This window comes from Pseudomonas extremaustralis (genome assembly GCF_900102035.1).
Classification (GTDB): domain Bacteria; phylum Pseudomonadota; class Gammaproteobacteria; order Pseudomonadales; family Pseudomonadaceae; genus Aquipseudomonas; species Aquipseudomonas extremaustralis.
On the sequence record NZ_LT629689.1, the window covers coordinates 4,704,702 to 4,721,430 of the forward strand.

At 63.7% G+C, this 16,729-nt stretch carries 14 protein-coding genes; 8 read left to right on the plus strand and 6 right to left on the minus strand.

The features are described 5' to 3' along the window. The first annotated feature begins 219 nt into the window (after positions 1-219). From BLR63_RS21595 to BLR63_RS21630, 8 genes are all read left to right on the plus strand, one after another. Positions 220-984 carry a hypothetical protein gene (locus BLR63_RS21595; RefSeq protein WP_010565427.1) on the plus strand — a complete coding sequence of 255 codons (765 nt, stop codon included), beginning with the start codon at positions 220-222 and terminating at the stop codon, positions 982-984. 187 nt (positions 985-1,171) lie between these two features. Continuing rightward, on the plus strand, positions 1,172-2,413 hold the full coding sequence (locus tag BLR63_RS21600) for an SfnB family sulfur acquisition oxidoreductase (RefSeq protein WP_010565426.1): 1,242 nt from the start codon (positions 1,172-1,174) through the stop codon (positions 2,411-2,413). 24 nt (positions 2,414-2,437) lie between these two features. After that, positions 2,438-3,631, plus strand: coding sequence for an SfnB family sulfur acquisition oxidoreductase (locus BLR63_RS21605; protein ID WP_010565425.1), 1,194 nt, complete (start codon positions 2,438-2,440; stop codon positions 3,629-3,631). Further along, on the plus strand, positions 3,631-4,983 hold the full coding sequence (locus BLR63_RS21610) for an LLM class flavin-dependent oxidoreductase (protein ID WP_010565424.1): 1,353 nt from the start codon (positions 3,631-3,633) through the stop codon (positions 4,981-4,983). The genes BLR63_RS21605 and BLR63_RS21610 overlap by 1 nt, the downstream gene beginning before the upstream one ends. A 78-nt stretch (positions 4,984-5,061) precedes the next feature. Continuing rightward, positions 5,062-5,871 (plus strand): MetQ/NlpA family ABC transporter substrate-binding protein, encoded by an 810-nt coding sequence (locus BLR63_RS21615; RefSeq protein WP_010565423.1) that lies wholly within the window; start codon positions 5,062-5,064, stop codon positions 5,869-5,871. Positions 5,872-5,873: 2 nt separating this feature from the next. Then, on the plus strand, positions 5,874-6,989 hold the full coding sequence (locus BLR63_RS21620; protein ID WP_010565422.1) for a methionine ABC transporter ATP-binding protein: 1,116 nt from the start codon (positions 5,874-5,876) through the stop codon (positions 6,987-6,989). Then, on the plus strand, positions 6,979-7,623 hold the full coding sequence (locus BLR63_RS21625) for a methionine ABC transporter permease (RefSeq protein WP_010565421.1): 645 nt from the start codon (positions 6,979-6,981) through the stop codon (positions 7,621-7,623). Before BLR63_RS21620 ends, BLR63_RS21625 begins: the two co-directional genes overlap by 11 nt. Before the next feature lie 39 nt (positions 7,624-7,662). Further along, positions 7,663-8,289, plus strand: coding sequence for a class I SAM-dependent methyltransferase (locus BLR63_RS21630; RefSeq protein WP_010565420.1), 627 nt, complete (start codon positions 7,663-7,665; stop codon positions 8,287-8,289). A gap of 122 nt (positions 8,290-8,411) precedes the next feature. Here BLR63_RS21630 and BLR63_RS21635 read toward each other — a convergent pair whose 3' ends face one another. The 6 genes from BLR63_RS21635 to BLR63_RS21660 form a co-directional block, all read right to left on the minus strand. After that, positions 8,412-11,447 carry an efflux RND transporter permease subunit gene (locus BLR63_RS21635; RefSeq protein ID WP_010565419.1) on the minus strand — a complete coding sequence of 1,012 codons (3,036 nt, stop codon included), beginning with the start codon at positions 11,445-11,447 and terminating at the stop codon, positions 8,412-8,414. After that, entirely contained in the window at positions 11,444-12,514 is a 1,071-nt protein-coding gene (locus BLR63_RS21640) for an efflux RND transporter periplasmic adaptor subunit (RefSeq protein ID WP_010565418.1), read from the minus strand. Before BLR63_RS21640 ends, BLR63_RS21635 begins: the two co-directional genes overlap by 4 nt. Next, a complete protein-coding gene (locus tag BLR63_RS21645; RefSeq protein WP_010565417.1) occupies positions 12,511-13,614 on the minus strand; it encodes an efflux RND transporter periplasmic adaptor subunit in 1,104 nt (367 codons plus the stop codon). Before BLR63_RS21645 ends, BLR63_RS21640 begins: the two co-directional genes overlap by 4 nt. Before the next feature lie 505 nt (positions 13,615-14,119). Continuing rightward, positions 14,120-14,902 carry a MetQ/NlpA family ABC transporter substrate-binding protein gene (locus BLR63_RS21650; protein WP_010565416.1) on the minus strand — a complete coding sequence of 261 codons (783 nt, stop codon included), beginning with the start codon at positions 14,900-14,902 and terminating at the stop codon, positions 14,120-14,122. Between the two features lie 156 nt (positions 14,903-15,058). Next, positions 15,059-15,970 carry a sigma 54-interacting transcriptional regulator gene (locus BLR63_RS21655; RefSeq protein WP_010565415.1) on the minus strand — a complete coding sequence of 304 codons (912 nt, stop codon included), beginning with the start codon at positions 15,968-15,970 and terminating at the stop codon, positions 15,059-15,061. 49 nt (positions 15,971-16,019) lie between these two features. Continuing rightward, on the minus strand, positions 16,020-16,601 hold the full coding sequence (locus BLR63_RS21660; RefSeq protein WP_010565414.1) for an alpha/beta hydrolase: 582 nt from the start codon (positions 16,599-16,601) through the stop codon (positions 16,020-16,022). Between the last annotated feature and the right edge of the window lie 128 nt (positions 16,602-16,729).

A 16,729-nucleotide genomic window follows, 5' to 3' on the forward strand; every position in this document is an offset into this window, starting at 1 on the left:
TCTGAAAATCCCCCCGCCAGTCAGACCCATCTGAATATTCTCCAACCCGCCGTTTAGCCCTTTGCCGCCATTGACGCCTCTGGTCCAACCCTCTTATCTAGCACCCAGAGGATTGGATCCTATCCCGGCTACTCACTGAATCGTGCTTTTCGACCCCTTGCGCATACCCGCGCCCAGGGATCGGAACGATTGCTGCTGGCTGCATCAAGGAGATGACTTATGACGCGCACCGCAACCCCGGCCCTGCTGACTGCCCCGACGTTGCCCCAAGCCCTTCGCCACGGCATCAATGCCGTGGCGGCCGCCCACCTGCAGGTCGACATCGCGCCCTATCCCGGCATGGATGAAGGCGACCTGATCGAACTGTTCTGGAACAACTGCTTTGCCGCCTCACGGCGGGTCACGGCCGCCAAAATCGGCACGCCCACACGCCTGCGCGTGCCGGAAAGCTTTGTGCAGGACGGCCCCGCGCGGGTTCACTACCAGGTCATGCAAATCGGCCATGGCCCTGCGCGTTCGGCCTCGACCCAGGTGCGCGTCAAGACCGACGGCCCCGGCGGGCGACCTTCGAACCTGTACGCCGATGAAAACCAGAACCTCGCCCCCGTCAGCCTGCCCGAGACGATCCGTCGCTATGGCATCAACAGCCGTCAGGTGCGACGGGGCATTCCCCTGACCATCGAGCCCTACCTGAACATGGCCAAGGGCGATGCGATTACGCTGCGCTGGGGCGATGGGCGCCTGGACTTGCCGAAAATCCAGGCCAAGGGTGTCGGCCAGGCCGTGCAGGTGTGGGTGCCGTCGGCGCTGATTGTCGATGCCGGCGACGACTGCCGGCTGGAAGTCACGTACTGCATTCTGGACCGCGTCGGCAACAATTCACGCTGGGCGCCGCCGCGGATTCTACGCATTGCCGCCGGCCCGGTCGGGACCACACCGATCTATCGACCACGGCCACTCGGCTCACCCTGCGAGCCTGGGTGACAGACCTTCTATGCATATTCCTAAAAGTTAGTTTCTTTAAATATTTAACACGTTTAGGGTATATAAACCGGACCACCGGACATCTCTGATTTTTCTGTTTTAACTTCATTGAATGCGAGGTCGGTATGGTCAGAATTACCCCGGTGCATAACGCCAGGGCATTACGTGCAGCCAAGGAGCAGCGCTAATGTCTAACTTGGCTCTTAACCCCCACCAGAATGATCTGGACGTCGCGCCCCTGCTGTTGCCGGCCGCCGTGCTGCGCAACGACGCAGAGGCGCTGAGCGCCGCCCATGAGCTGGCCCGGGCCGCGCGCCTGCACGCCGCCAAGCGCGACCAGCAGCGCCAACTGCCGTGGGCATTGATCGAGCAGTTCACCCGCAGCGGGCTGGGCAGTATTTCCATTCCCCGCGAGTACGGCGGCCCGCAGGTTTCGTTCGTGACCCTGGCCGACGTGTTCGCCATCATCAGCGCGGCAGACCCGGCCCTGGGGCAAATCCCGCAGAACCATTTCGGCATCCTGCACGTGTTGCAGGGCGCCGCCACCGAACGCCAGAAAAAGCAGCTGTTCCAGAGCGTCCTCGACGGCTGGCGCATCGGCAATGGCGGCCCGGAACGCGGCACCAAGAACACCCTGGAACTCAAGGCGCGCATCACCGCCAGGGGCGACGGCTACGTGATCAGCGGCCAGAAGTTCTACTCCACCGGCGCCTTGTACGCGCACTGGGTGGCCGTCAAAGCGCTGAACGATGACGGCCAGCAGGTCATGGCCTTCGTGCGCCGTGGCACCGAAGGGCTGCGCATCGTCGACGACTGGTCCGGCTTTGGCCAACGCACCACCGCCAGCGGCACCGTGCTGCTGGACCAGGTGCCGGTAGACGCCGAGCTGGTGGTGGAAAACTGGCGCCTCGGCACAACCCCGACGATCCAGGGCGCCGTCTCGCAACTGCTCCAGGCCGCCATCGACGCCGGCATCGCCCGTGGCGCGCTGGAAGACACCATCGCCTTCGTGCGCGAACGCTCGCGCCCGTGGATCGACGCCAAGGTCGAACGCGCCAGCGATGACCTGTATGTGATCGCCGATATCGGCAAGCTGAAGATCGAACTGCACGCCGCCGAAGCGCTGCTGCGCAAGGCCGGCCAGGTGCTGGACCAGGTCGCCGCCGCGCCAATCACCGCGCAGTCCGCCGCCCGTGCGTCGATTGCCGTGGCCGAGGCCAAAGTGTTGACCACCGAAGTGTCGCTGCTGGCCAGCGAAAAGCTCTTCGAGCTGGCCGGCAGCCGCGCCACCCTGGCCGAATTCAACCTCGACCGCCACTGGCGCAACGCCCGCGTGCACACCCTGCACGACCCGGTGCGCTGGAAGTATCACGCCGTCGGCGCCTATCGCTTGAACGGCACCCTGCCGGCTCGGCATTCCTGGATTTAACCGACCAGACCTCTGGAGAACAACATGACTGTCTCTACCCGCGTCGCGGTTATCACCAGCGACGAACACGCCCTCATTGTGGCCAGCGACCTGGCTGAAGATTTTCGCCGCGACAGCGCCCAGCGTGACCGCGAACGCCGCCTGCCGCTGCCCGAGCTGGATGCGTTCTCGCGCTCCGGCCTGTGGGGCATCAGCGTGCCCAAGGCCTACGGCGGCGCCGGTGTGTCCAACGTCACCCTGGCCAAAGTCATCGCATTGATCGCCCAGGCCGACTCGTCCCTGGGCCAGATCCCGCAGAACCATTTCTATGCCCTGGAAGTGCTGCGCGTGAATGGCAGCCCGGCGCAGCAACAACGCCTGTACGCCGAAGTGCTGGCCGGCCGGCGCTTCGGCAATGCACTGGCGGAACTCGGGACCAAGACCGCCCACGACCGCGTGACCCGGATCACCCGCGACGGCGACGGTTTTCGCATCAGCGGCCGCAAGTTCTACGCCACCGGCGCGATCTACGCCCAGCGCATTCCCACCTCGGTAGGGGACGAAAATGGCATCCAGCACCTGGCCTTCGTGCCCCGCGACAGCGAGGGCCTGACGGTCATCGACGACTGGAGCGGCTTTGGCCAACGCACCACCGGCAGCGGTTCGGTGGTGTTCGATAACGTGTGGGTCGCAGCGCAGGACGTGATCCCATTCCAGAGCGCCTTCGAGCGCCCGACCCCGGTCGGCCCGCTGGCGCAGATCCTTCATGCCGCCATCGACACCGGCATCGCCCGCGCCGCCTATGAAGATGCGTTGCACTTTGTGCGCACCAAGACGCGCCCGTGGATCGATTCCGGCAACGACAAAGCCACCGAAGACCCACTGACCCTCAAAAGCTTCGGCCACCTGAGCATCCGCCTGCACGCCGCCGAAGCCCTGCTGGAGCGCGCCGGTGAGTTTCTCGACCGCGCCCAGGCCGACAGCAGCGCCGAGAGCGTCGCCGCCGCGTCGATCGCCGTGGCCGAAGCGCGCGCCCTGAGCACCGAAATTTCCCTGGCCGCCGGCAGCACCCTGTTCGAACTGGCCGGCAGCCAGGCGACCCTGGCCGAGCACGGCCTCGACCGCCACTGGCGCAACGCCCGCGTGCACACCCTGCACGACCCGGTGCGCTGGAAGTACCACGCGGTGGGCAATTACTACCTCAACGATGAAAACCCGCCACTGCGGGGGACCATCTGATGGGGAAGAAAAAGATCCTACTCAATGCCTTCAACATGAACTGCATCGGGCATATCAACCATGGCCTGTGGACCCACCCACGGGACACGTCGACCCAGTACAAAACCCTCGAGTATTGGACCGACCTGGCACAAACCCTCGAACGCGGGTTGTTCGACGGCCTGTTCATCGCCGATATCGTCGGCGTGTACGACGTGTACCAGGACTCGATCGATGTACCGCTCAAGGAGTCGATCCAACTGCCGGTCAACGATCCGTTGCTGCTGGTCTCGGCCATGGCCGCCGTGACCCGCCACCTCGGTTTCGGCATCACCGCCAATCTCACCTACGAACCGCCGTATCTGTTCGCCCGGCGCATGTCCACCCTGGATCACCTGAGCCGTGGCCGCGTGGGCTGGAACATCGTCACCGGCTACCTCGACAGCGCCGCCAAGGCCATGGGCCTGACCGAGCAGGTCGAGCATGACCGACGCTACGACCAGGCCGATGAGTACCTGGAGGTGCTCTACAAACTCTGGGAAGGCAGTTGGGAAGACGACGCGGTACTCAACGATCCGCAGGCGCGGGTGTATGCGCAGCCGGGCAAGGTGCACAAGGTCGAGCACCACGGCGAGTTCTACCAGGTCGAGGGTTATCACCTGTGCGAGCCGTCGCCGCAGCGGACCCCGGTGCTGTTCCAGGCCGGCAGTTCGGAGCGCGGCCTGGTGTTCGCCGGGCGGCATGCCGAGTGCGTGTTCATCAGCGGGCAGAACAAGGCTGCCACCAAGGCCCAGGTGGATAAGGTGCGCGCCAGCGCGGTCGAGGCTGGGCGCAATCCGGACGACATCAAGATATTCATGGGTCTCAACGTGATCGTGGGCGCCACCGAGGCGCTGGCCTGGGCCAAGCACGCCGAGTACCTGAGCTATGCCAGCGCGGAGGCCGGCGTGGCGCATTTTTCGGCGTCGACGGCGATCGATTTTTCCCGGTATGAACTGGACGAGCCGATCCAGTACGTGAAGAGCAACGCGATCCAGTCGGCCACCAAACACCTGCAGAACAACGACTGGACCCGACGCAAATTGCTCGAGCAGCACGCCCTCGGCGGTCGCTATATCACCCTGGTCGGCTCGCCCGAACAAGTCGCCGACGAGCTGGAGTCCTGGATCAGCGAAACCGGTCTGGATGGCTTCAACCTCACCCGCATCGTCACCCCGGAAAGCTACGTGGACTTCATCGACCTGGTGGTGCCGGAGTTGCAGAAGCGCGGGTCGTACAAGACCGCTTACGAGAGCGGAACGCTGCGGGAAAAAGTCTTCCACGCCAGCGCCCGCCTGCCCGAACAACACACCGGCTCCACCTACCGCCACTGACCTGACATGTGGGAGCAAGCCCCCTCCCACCTTGGATCTTCATTGCTTACACCCACACCTTATGACTGGAATCCAATAATGAAAAAGACCCTGCTCTCCCACCCAGTCAAAGCACTGGCCCTGGCCTTCGGGCTGTTCAGCTCGGCGCTGTTCGCCGCCGAGGCGCCGCTGAAGATCGGCACCACCGCCGCCTTCGCGATCCCCCTGGAAGCCGCCGTGGCCGAAGCCGGCAAACAAGGCCTGAAGGTCGAGCTGGTGGAGTTCACCGACTGGATCGCGCCCAACGTCAGCCTGGCCGCCGGCGATATCGACGTGAACTACTTCCAGCACATCCCGTTCCTGGAAAACGCCAAGGCCGCCGCCGGGTTTGACCTGGTGCCGTATGCGCCGGGCATCATCAACAACGTCGGGCTGTACTCGAAGAAATTCAAAAGCATCAACGACCTACCCCAAGGCGCCAGCGTGGCGATTGCCAACGACCCGATCAACAGCGGGCGCGGCCTGCAACTGCTGGCCAAGGCTGGCTTGATCAGCCTCAAGCCGGGCGTGGGCTACAAGGCCACCGAAGAAGACATCGTCGCCAACCCGAAAAAGATCAAGATCCTGCAAGTCGAGGCCGTACAACTGGTGCGCGCCTATGACGACGCCGATCTGGTGCAGGGCTACCCGGCGTATATCCGCCTGTCCAAAACCTTCGATGCCGAGTCGGCGCTGCTGTTCGACGGCCTCGACCACCCGGAATACGTGATCCAGTTCGTGATCCAGCCCAAGAGCAAAACCGACCCGCGCGTGATCAAGTTCGTCGACATCTACCAGCACTCGCCGGTGGTGCGCGCAGCCCTGGATAAATCCCTCGGCAAGCTCTACCAAGTCGGCTGGGAAGGCTGAACATGACGGCCGCCAATGCCCAACTGCGCGACCCGGGCCCAGCGCCCAGGAACGCCGAGCAGACTGAACTGCACCCGGACCTCAACCGCGCCCATGTGCGCTTCATCAACCTGGGCAAGACCTATGACGGCACGCTGCATGCCTTGCAGGGCATCGACCTGGCGATCCAGCGCGGCGAAGTGTTCGGCATTATCGGCCGCAGCGGCGCCGGCAAATCCTCGCTGATCCGCACCATCAACCGCCTGGAGCAACCGAGCAGCGGGCGGGTACTGATCGACCAGGTGGACATCGGCGACTTCGACGAAGACCACCTGGTAGCCCTGCGCCGACGCATCGGCATGATCTTCCAGCACTTCAACCTGATGTCGGCCAAGACCGTGTGGCAGAACGTCGAGTTGCCGCTCAAGGTCGCCGGCATTCCCAAGTTGCAGCGCGAACAGAAGGTGCGTGAACTGCTGGAATTGGTGGGCCTCAAGGACAAGCACAAGGCCTACCCGGCGCAACTCTCCGGCGGGCAGAAACAACGGGTGGGCATTGCGCGCGCGCTGGTGCACGACCCGGAGATTCTGCTGTGCGACGAGGCCACCTCGGCGCTGGACCCGGAGACCACCCAGTCGATCCTCGGCCTGCTGCGCGAGATCAACCAGCGCCTGGGCCTGACCATCGTGTTGATCACCCACGAGATGGCGGTGATCCGCGAGATCTGCGACCGCGTGGTGGTGCTCGAACACGGGCGCATCGTCGAGCAGGGCCCGGTGTGGGAAGTGTTCGGCAACCCGCAACATGAGGTGAGCAAAACCCTGCTGGCGCCGCTGCAACATGGCCTGCCGGAAGATTTGCAAAGCCGTCTGCAACCCGAGGCGCCATCGGCGGATGCCGCCGTGGTGCTGCGCCTGCGGTTCACCGGCAGCGCAACCGACGAGCCGGACCTGGCCGCCCTGTTCGCCGCCCTGGGCGGGCGCGTGCGCTTGCTGCAAGGCGGGGTGGAACGCATCCAGGGCCATGCCCTGGGGCAATTGCTGCTGGCGGTGCAAGGCTCGGCGCACAACGTCGAAACCCTGCGCGGCCGCGCCGGGAACTGGGCACAACAGGTGGAGGTGCTGGGCTATGTGGTTTGATCGTTTAGTGCAGGGCGCCATCGACACCTTGTTGATGGTCGGTGTGTCGTCGCTGATCGCGCTGCTGGTGGGCATTCCGCTGGCGGTGTTCCTGGTCACCAGCGACAAGGGCGGTATCTACCAGGCTCCGGCGCTGAACCGTGTGCTGGGGGTGTTTGTCAATCTGTTCCGCTCGATTCCGTTTTTGATCCTGATGGTGGCGCTGATCCCGTTCACCCGGCTGATCGTCGGCACCACCTACGGCGTGTGGGCGGCGGTCGTACCGCTGACCATCGCCGCCACACCGTTCTTTGCGCGCATCGCCGAGGTGAGCCTGCGCGAAGTCGACCACGGCCTGATCGAAGCCGCGCAAGCCATGGGCTGCCGACGCTGGCACATCATCTGGCACGTGCTATTGCCCGAGGCACTGCCGGGGATTGTCGGCGGCTTCACCATCACCCTGGTGACCATGATCAACTCCTCGGCCATGGCCGGTGCGATTGGTGCCGGGGGCTTGGGCGACATTGCGTACCGGTACGGCTATCAGCGTTTCGATACGCAGATCATGCTGACGGTGATTGTGTTGTTGGTGATTCTGGTGGCGGTGATTCAACTCGGCGGTGACCGCCTGGCACGAGTGCTGAACAAGAGGTGAGGTATAGTCGGGCGACCTCAGCGCCCGGTATTCATCAGCATGCCCCTCAAGCCCGACGACCTCGACCAGATCACCGCCGCCACCCTCGGCCACTACAACAGCGTGGCCGAAGACTTCCGCGAAGGCACCCGCGATCACGATGTGAGCCAGAACATCGACGCGCTGCTGCGGCATATCCACGGTACGCCGCCGTTTACCGTGCTGGATTTCGGCTGCGGGCCGGGACGGGATTTGCAGACCTTTACCCGCATGGGGCACATCGCCGTGGGGCTCGACGGCTCCGAGCGCTTTGCGCAGATGGCCCGCGAAGACAGCGGCTGCGAGGTGTTGCAGCAGGATTTCCTCAAGCTGGATCTACCCGCCGGACGCTTCGACGGGATCTTTGCCAATGCGGTGCTGTTTCATATCCCCAAGCAGGAACTGCCGCGGGTGCTCAAGCAGTTGTGGGCGGCGTTGAAGCCGGGCGGGGTGTTATTCAGTTCCAATCCACGCGGTGACAACCGGGAGGGCTGGAATGGGCCGCGATATGGGTCTTATCACGACCTGGAGGCGTGGCAATCATTGCTGACCGCTGCCGGGTTCGTGGAGCTGGAGCATTACTACCGCCCCGCCGGCTTGCCGCGCGAGCAGCAGCCCTGGCTGGCCAGTGTCTGGCGCAAACCCTGACGCGATGCCATTCAGGTAGGAGCGAGCTTGCTCGCGAAGAACGTTAACGATAATGCAGCGCTATCAGATAGCCCGCGTCGCCTGTGCGTTCTTCGCGAGCAAGCTCGCTCCTACACCTATTGTCATTCGCGGATCTTGTACCAGGCCACGTACAACGCCGGTAAAAACAGCAGCGTCAGCAAGGTGGCGATGATGATCCCGCCGATCATCGCGTAGGCCATCGGCCCCCAGAATACTTCACGGGCGATGGGGATCATGCCCAGGCTCGCCGCCGCCGCCGTCAGCAGGATCGGCCGACGCCGGTGTTCGGTGGCCTGCACCACCGCATCCCATGGCGAGTAGCCGGCGCCTTCGTATTCGTCGATCTGCGTCACCAGGATCACCGAGTTGCGGATGATGATGCCGATCAGCGCGAGGATGCCGAGGATCGCCACAAAGCCCATGGGCGTGCCCGTGGGGATCAGCGCCAGCACCACGCCGATCAGCCCCAGCGGCGCGACGCTGGCCACCAGGAACATCTTCTGCACGCTGTGCAGTTGGATCATCAGGAAGGTCGCCATCAAGAACAGCATCAACGGTACCACGCTGGCAATCGGGCCCTGGGCCTTGCCGCTTTCTTCCACGGTGCCGCCGGTTTCGACCGTGTAGCCCACCGGCAGGCCGGCGCTGAACCTGTCGATCTCGGGCTTGAGCTGCTTGACCAGGTCGGTCGGCTGCATCGCGTCGCGCACCGCAGCCTTGAGGGTAATGGTCGGCTTGCGGTCGCGGCGCCACACCAGCGGCTGTTCCAACTCATAGCCCACGGTGGCGAAGGCCAGCAGCGGAATCGAGGTGCCGCTGGGCGTGACGATCTGCAGGTTCTGCAAGGTTTCCGGCGTACCGCGCTCGGCATCTTCGGCGCGGCCGACCACGTTGATCAGGTAGATGTCGTCGTGCACCTGGGTCACCGAGGCGCCGCTGACCACGCTGTTCATCAACTGCGCCACGTCTTCGGAGGACAGGCCCAGTTGCCGCGCCTTGTCCTGGGCGATGTCGATGCGCAGCACTTTGCCCGGCTCGTTCCAGTCGTAAATGATCTCGCCCACGTGGCTGTTTTTATCCAGCAAGGTCGCCAGTTCAATCGCATGCTTGCGTACCTGGTCGGTGTCTTTGCCGGACACGCGATACTGGATCGGCCGCCCCACCGGCGGGCCCATTTCCAGCGGCTGCACAAAGCTGCCGACGCCGACGAAATCATCGCGCAGGCGTTTTTGCAGGCGGGCGATCAACTCACCGCGCACGTCCAGGTCCTTGCTGACGATCACCAGTTGCGCGTAGTAGGGGTTTTCCAGTTGCTGGTCGAGGGGCAGGTAGAAACGGATCGCGCCCTGGCCGATGTAGGTGCTCCAGCGCGCGATGTCCGGGTCGTCCTTGATGATCGCTTCGAAGCGATCGACGGCCTTGCGGGTTTCGTTGATCGAGGCGTTTTGCGGCAGGTTGAGGTCGACGAGGATTTCCGGGCGGTCCGACGAGGGGAAGAACTGGTTCTGCACGAACTGCATGGAAAACACCGACGCTGCGAACAGCGCCACGGTGATGCCGATGGCCCACCAGCGGTTGCGCATGGCCCACAACATGCCGCCATTGAAGGCGCGACCGATGCGCCCCGGTTCGGCGCTGTGGGGTTTCACGTTGGCGCTGAGGATATGCACGCCGATCACCGGCGCGAACAGCACCGCCACCACCCACGACACCAGCATCGCCACGGCGATCACCGCGAACAGGGTAAAGGTGTACTCGCCCGCCGAACTGGCATTGAGGCCGATCGGCACAAAACCGGCCACGGTCACCAGGGTGCCGGTGAGCATCGGGAACGCGGTGGAGGTGTAGGCGTAGGTCGCGGCCTGTTGCTTGGTTTCGCCTTTTTCCAGGCGCGTGATCATCATTTCCACGGTAATCATCGCGTCGTCCACCAACAGGCCGAGGGCGATGATCAACGCGCCCAACGACACGCGCTGCATGGTGATGCCGCTGTATTCCATGAACACGAACACCAGCGCCAGCACCAGCGGAATCGAACACGCCACCACCAGCCCGGCGCGCAGGCCGAGGCTGATAAAGCTCACCACCAGCACGATGATCACCGCTTCGAACAGCGCGCTGGTGAAGCCACCGACGGCCTCTTGCACCACTTCGGCCTGGTCCGACACCTTGTGCACGCCGACGCCCACCGGCAGGTCGGCGGTGAGTTCGTCCATGCGCGTGTGCAGAGCCTCGCCGAACGATTGGATATTGCCGCCCTTCTGCATGGCGATGGCCAGGCCGATCGCCGGCTTGCCGTTGAAACGGAACATCGGCCGCGCCGGGTCGACATAGCCGCGGCTGATGTCGGCGATGTCCGCCAGCCGATAGAAGCGGTCGTTGAGCCGCAGGTTGACGTCGGCCAGGTCTTTCTCCGAAGCGAACTGCCCCGAGGTGCGCACGGAAATCCGCTCCGGCCCGGCCTCGATCACCCCGGCCGGCGTCACCGCGTTCTGGGATTGCAGGCTCTGCACCACCTGGCGCTGGTCAATCCCCAGGGCCGCGAGTTTGCGCGTGGAGAAATTCAGGTAAATCACTTCGTCCTGCTGGCCGATCATCTCGACCTTGCCCAAGCCCGGCACCGCACGGATCTCGGCGCGCACCTGTTCGACGTAGTCGCGCAGCTGGCGCATCGACAGGCCGTCGCCGGTAAAGGCGTACACCGAGCCGAACACGTCACCGAACTCATCGTTGAACGACGGCCCCTGCAAACCCTGGGGGAAGCTGCCGCGAATGTCGTCGAGCTTCTTGCGCACCTGGTACCAGATCTCGGGGATCGCCTTGGCGCTGGTAGTGTCCTTGAGGAACACGAACACCGTGGATTCGCCAGGGCGCGTGTAGCTTTTCACGTAGTCGAGGGAGTCGATCTCTTCGAGTTTTTTCTCGATGCGGTCGGTGACTTGCTTGAGGGTTTCTTCCTGGGTCGCGCCCGGCCAGCGGGTCTGGATCACCATGGTCTTGATCGTGAACGAGGGGTCTTCCTCGCGACCCAGGTTCAGGTAGGAGAACACGCCCATCAGCAGCGCGACGAACATCAGGTACCAGACGAAGGACTGATGCTTGAGGGCCCAGTCGGATAAGTTGAAGCGGCCTTTCATTGCGGGCTGTCCTCGTCGATTTTGACGGTTTGCCCGGGTTTCAGGCTGTTCACTCCGGCGATGACGATGCGCTCGCCAGGCTGCACGCCGCCGCTGAGCAAGGCGCTGTCAGCGTCGCGGCTCAACACCGTCACGTCACGCGGCTGCACGGTCCGGCGCTGGGTGTCGAGCAGCCAGATGCGGGTCTTGCCGTCGATGGACTGCAAGGCACTCAAGGGCAGTTCGATGCGCGGCGTGATCGCCGAACTCAGGGTGACGCTGATCGCCGTGCCCAGGCGAAAGGCCGCGGGCGTGTCCGCCAGGGTCAGGCGCGCGCGACGGGTGCGCGTGGCGCTCTGGGCCTGGGGTTCGATCTCGCGCACGGTGGCAGTGGTGTGGATGCTGGGATCGAGTTGGCCGGCGACCAGCAACACCCCGTCGGGCGGCAGGCGCTCGGCCAGGCCGGCGGGCAGGTCGATCACCGCTTCCTTCACGTCCGGGCGCGCCAGGGTCACCACCTGCTGGCCGGCGCTGACCACCTGGCCGGCCTCGGCGTTCCAGGCGGTGACGATGCCGCCATGGTCGGTGTGCAGTTCGGCGTAGTGGAGCTGGTCCTTGGCCTGGTTGACCGCCGCCTGGGCCTGGTCGAGGGCGGCCTGGGTGGTTGTCAGGTTGGTCTGGGCTACGTCCAATTGGGCCTGGGCACCGACGCCACGGTTGAACAGTTCCTGCTGGCGGCGGGCGTTGGCCTGGGCGTTGATGAACTGCGCCTGGACGCGGGCCAGATCGCCCTGGGCGGCGCGCAGTTGGTTCTGTTGGTCGGTGGGGTCGAGGACCGCCAGCAAGGCGCCCTTCTCCACCTCGGCGCCGACATCCACCGCGCGATGAGCGATGCGGCCGGACACACGAAAGCCCAGGTTGCTTTCATAACGGGCCTGGATGGTCCCGGCGAAACGGCCGAGGGTTTGCTGGTCTTCGGATTTGACTTGCATGGACAGCACCGGGCGCACCGCTTCGGGCGGCGGATCTTGCTGGGAGCAGGCGGCAAGCAACAGCCCGGCGGCGAGGACAACCATCAGGCGCGTCATGGTTGCATGCCCCGGGCCTGGGCAGCGTCCGGCGGCTGGGCAATCTCGACCTGCATGCCGGGGTGCAGCAATTGTCCGCCGGCCACCACCACGGTTTCGCCGCCCTTGAGACCGTCGCCGACGATGACATTGCCGGTGAGGTAGCGCGCGACACTGACCTTGTACAGCTGCACCTTACCGTCGCCGTCCACCAGCCATACGGCGGGGCTACTGAGGTCTTTGGTCAGTGCCGACCACGGCAGTTCGAAGCTGGCCTTGGCCGGGGCATGCAGTGTGGTGCTGACCACCGCGCCCAGGTCCATGCCGGCGGGCAAGGTATTCAAGGCGATCTTCACCTGCAACGTACCGCTGGCGGCGTTCACTGCCGGGGTGGTCTCGCGGATTTTGCCGTGGGCCTGCACCTGGGGTTTATCCAGCAATTTGACCGTCATCACGTCATCGTTGGCCGGTTCCACCAGCAGCGATTCGTACACATCGAACACCGCGTCGCGTTCGCCATCGCGGGCCAGGCTGAAGATCGGCACGGTGGCCTGTACCACCTGGCCGACCTCCGCCTGGCGCGCGGTAATCACCCCCGGCGCTTCAGCAACCAGCGCGGTGTAGCCCAGTTGCTCGCGGGCATTGGCCAGCTGGGCCTGGGCGGCGGCCAGGGCGCTTTGGCTGCTGCGCAACGCGGCTTGGGCGGTGTCGTATTCACTGCGGCTGGTGTAGCCCTTGGGCAAGAGTTTTTCCTGGCGCACGAAAGCGGCGGCGGCCTGCTTGACCCGCGCCTGCTCGGCCACTACCTGGGCCTGGGCCGAGTCGACGTTGGTCTGCAAGTCCTTGGGGTCGAGCCTGGCCAGCACTTGCCTGGCGCTGACGCGATCGCCCACATCCACCAGGCGCTGGATGATCTTGCCGCCGACGCGAAAGGACAAATCGGTCTGCACCCGCGCCTGGATATCGCCGGTCAACGTAACCGCCGCGGCGAAGTCGAGCGGCTGCACGGTCTGCACAAATACCCGGGAATGCTGCTTGGGCTCGGTTTTATCCTGGCCACAGCCGCTCAACAGCGCCAGCAGGCCCAGCGCGAAAATACAGGTGGAAATGCGAGCGCCCATGCAGGCTCCTCTTGGGTGACGCGATGTGCCAATGAGGTATGCGACTGTGAGCGTAGATCAGGGTTCCTTCTCTGCATGCAGAGAAGGCGCGATCCAGCAAAACAGGGGCATACCCCCTGTAGGAGCGAGCTTGCTCGCGAAAAACGTCAACGATAACGCAGCGCTCCTGGATAACCGCGCTGCCTGTCAGTTTTTCGCGAGCAAGCTCGCTCCTACGAGGGCGGCGGCGGGGTGAAGTCCATTTTTCAAGATGACAACCCAAAAAGATAACCCTCGGATTCGCGGGTCAGCCAGGAGGCGTCTATGGTTGGTGGGTCTGTGTGTCGAGGGAATGAACGATGAACAAAGCCAAACCGATTGACCCGCAGGAGCTGGTGAAGTGGCTCGTGGCGCTGCGCAGGGCCATCAATGCCCGCTAATTAGCGGTGGGTATTTGGAGCCCAATAAAAAACGCCGACGCTGTATCAGCCGTCGGCGTTAAAACCTGAAGGGGTTTCGAGTTACATCAGAACGCTGGCACGACTGCGCCGTTGTACTTCTTCTCGATGAAGGCTTTGACTTCCGGGCTGGTCAGGGCCTTGGCCAGCTTCTGGATCGCGTCGCTGTCCTTGTTGTCCGGACGAGCCACCAGGAAGTTCACGTACGGCGACTTGGCATCTTCGATGATCAGCGCGTCTCTGGCTGGGTTGAGGCCAGCTTCCAGGGCGTAGTTGGTGTTGATCACATCCAGGTCGACCTGATCGAGCACACGTGGCAGCAAGGCCGATTCCAGCTCCTTGAATTTCAGGTGCTTGGGGTTGTCCTTGATGTCCTTGGGCGTGGACAAGGCATTGGTCGGGTCTTTGAGCGTAATCAGACCGTTCTTTTGCAGCAGCAACAGGGCGCGGCCGCTGTTGGAGCCTTCGTTCGGGATAGCGACGGTGGCGCCATCCTTCAGGTCTTCGATTTTCTTGATTTTCTTCGAGTAGCCGCCGATGGGTTCAACGTGGACACCGATCACAGTGACCAGGTTGGTGCCCTTGCCCTTGTTGAAGTTTTCCAGGTACGGCAGGGTCTGGAAGTAGTTGGCGTCCAGGCGCTTCTCGGCCACCTGGGTGTTGGGCTGAACGTAGTCGGTGAAGACTTTGATTTCCAAGTCCACGCCTTCTTTGGCCAGGGTCGGCTTGATCAGTTCGAGGATCTCGGCGTGCGGGATCGGGGTGGCGGCCACCACCAGTTTCTCGGCGGCCTGGGCGAAGCTTGCAGTCAGGGCAGCCGCCAGTGCGGTAAACAACAGAACCTTTTTCATGCAGTGTCCTTATCGGAATGGCGGGACGTCTGTGGCGACCGTCCTTATATGGGGTGCCAGCGATGTGCTATCGCGGCGTGGGAGCGACAATACCTAGATTTTTTATTCCCGAACAATATCTTTTATTCACGTTGATATTCCATTTTGCTCATGTAGCTACTGTTGATGTAGAAAGCTGCGCAAGGCTTCCTGCTCGTCAGGGCTCGCCGCAGCGAAAATGCGCTGCACCTGCTCCAACGGCGAGCCCGCCACCGGCAGGTTCAAATGCTCGGGCAGAATCTCGTCGCCGCTGCTCACCAGCAACGCAAAGTGAATGACGTTTTCCAGCTCGCGGGTATTGCCCGGCCAACTGTGGCGTTCCAACACCCGCTGGGCCGCGTCGCTGATCAGCGGCACCGGCAGGTCCAGGCGCTGGCTGTAGATGCCGAGGAAGTATTCGGCCAGGGACAAGATATCGCCGACCCGCTCGCGCAACGCTGGCAAATCCAGCTGGCCTTCGCTCAGGTAATGGAACAGGCGCTCGTGAAACTTGCCCGCCGCCACCGCTTGGGCCAGGTCGATGCTGGTGGCGGCCACCAGGCGCACGTCCACCGGGCTGGGCTGATGGGCGCCAACGCGGGTGACTTCATGGTTTTCCAGGGCGGCCAGCAATTTGACCTGGATCGGCAGCGGCAAGTCGCCGATCTCGTCCAGGTACAAGGTGCCGCCGTTGGCGGAGCCAAACCACCCGGCCCGGCTGCTGGCCGCGCCACTGTGGGCGCCGGCCGCGTAGCCGAACAACTCGGCGTCGGCGTAGGTGGGGCTGATCGCGCCGCAATTGACCGAGACAAACAAACCGCTGCGATCACTGCCCCGGTGGATATGCCGCGCCAGCAGCTCCTTGCCGCTGCCGGTCTCGCCGCGAATCAACACGGGCAAGCTGCGCGGTGCAAGGTGTTCGAGTTCTTCGCGCAGTTGCCGCGAACGCGGGTCGACAAACACCAGGGCCTTGGCGCGGATGCTCAGCGGGCTTTTCTCGGCGTCGGGAAAGGTCAGCAGCGGCTGACCGAAGGTTTCATGCAGACTCATGGCAGGCTCCCGCCCCCAATCCACTCAGGGACGGGGCGTTGAAAAAATATCAGGCCGTGCGCCGGGCGTGATGCTCGAGACGGCTTTGCAGACGATAGAGGTAAGCGAAGCCCTGCTCCCAGCGCTGGTGACCGGACTTCACATTGATATGACCGGCACCGGACAGAATGCCGGCTTCGGCCCCCCAGTTACGTGCCAGTTCCATGGCCCGAGGGGCGCTGACGGCACTGTCGTTGTCGGAACTGACCACCTGGCTGGGAAACGGCAGCAGGTCGGTGGGAATCGGTGCGAAATTGCGCAAGGCCGGCGAGCACGCCGGGCGTTCGACATCGGCCGGGGCTACCAGCAGGGCGCCGCGCACCTGCCGCAGAAACGCCAATGGCGCGGTAGCCGCCCAATGGGCCACGGTGATGCAGCCCAGGCTATGGGCGATCAGGATCACCGGCGTGCTGTCGGCGGCGATAGCCTCGGCCAGCGCGGCCACCCAATCTTCGCGGCGCGGGGTCAGCCAATCGGCCTGCTCCACGCGCGCGCTGTTGGGCAGGCTGTTCTGCCAATGCGTCTGCCAATGATCTTCTGGCGATCCTTGCCAGCCCGGCACGATCAGGTAACGAATCGACTCGCTGTGCATGGGTGTGCCCTCCTGCAGCGTTTAGCGTTGCTGGACAGTATAGGGACGGCATATATATTCGTTAAGGAATAAGAAGCTATTTATTAATAACCAAAACACCTACACCCTACAACGCTGACCTGCCCGCG

Coding starts and splice junctions, on each gene's coding strand:
- BLR63_RS21595 (WP_010565427.1), top strand. CDS start 220: ATGACGCGCACCGCAACCCCGGCCCTGCTGACTGCCCCGACGTTGCCC.
- BLR63_RS21600 (WP_010565426.1), top strand. CDS start 1,172: ATGTCTAACTTGGCTCTTAACCCCCACCAGAATGATCTGGACGTCGCG.
- BLR63_RS21605 (WP_010565425.1), top strand. CDS start 2,438: ATGACTGTCTCTACCCGCGTCGCGGTTATCACCAGCGACGAACACGCC.
- BLR63_RS21610 (WP_010565424.1), top strand. CDS start 3,631: ATGGGGAAGAAAAAGATCCTACTCAATGCCTTCAACATGAACTGCATC.
- BLR63_RS21615 (WP_010565423.1), top strand. CDS start 5,062: ATGAAAAAGACCCTGCTCTCCCACCCAGTCAAAGCACTGGCCCTGGCC.
- BLR63_RS21620 (WP_010565422.1), top strand. CDS start 5,874: ATGACGGCCGCCAATGCCCAACTGCGCGACCCGGGCCCAGCGCCCAGG.
- BLR63_RS21625 (WP_010565421.1), top strand. CDS start 6,979: ATGTGGTTTGATCGTTTAGTGCAGGGCGCCATCGACACCTTGTTGATG.
- BLR63_RS21630 (WP_010565420.1), top strand. CDS start 7,663: ATGCCCCTCAAGCCCGACGACCTCGACCAGATCACCGCCGCCACCCTC.
- BLR63_RS21635 (WP_010565419.1), bottom strand. CDS start 11,447: ATGAAAGGCCGCTTCAACTTATCCGACTGGGCCCTCAAGCATCAGTCC.
- BLR63_RS21640 (WP_010565418.1), bottom strand. CDS start 12,514: ATGACGCGCCTGATGGTTGTCCTCGCCGCCGGGCTGTTGCTTGCCGCC.
- BLR63_RS21645 (WP_010565417.1), bottom strand. CDS start 13,614: ATGGGCGCTCGCATTTCCACCTGTATTTTCGCGCTGGGCCTGCTGGCG.
- BLR63_RS21650 (WP_010565416.1), bottom strand. CDS start 14,902: ATGAAAAAGGTTCTGTTGTTTACCGCACTGGCGGCTGCCCTGACTGCA.
- BLR63_RS21655 (WP_010565415.1), bottom strand. CDS start 15,970: ATGAGTCTGCATGAAACCTTCGGTCAGCCGCTGCTGACCTTTCCCGAC.
- BLR63_RS21660 (WP_010565414.1), bottom strand. CDS start 16,601: ATGCACAGCGAGTCGATTCGTTACCTGATCGTGCCGGGCTGGCAAGGA.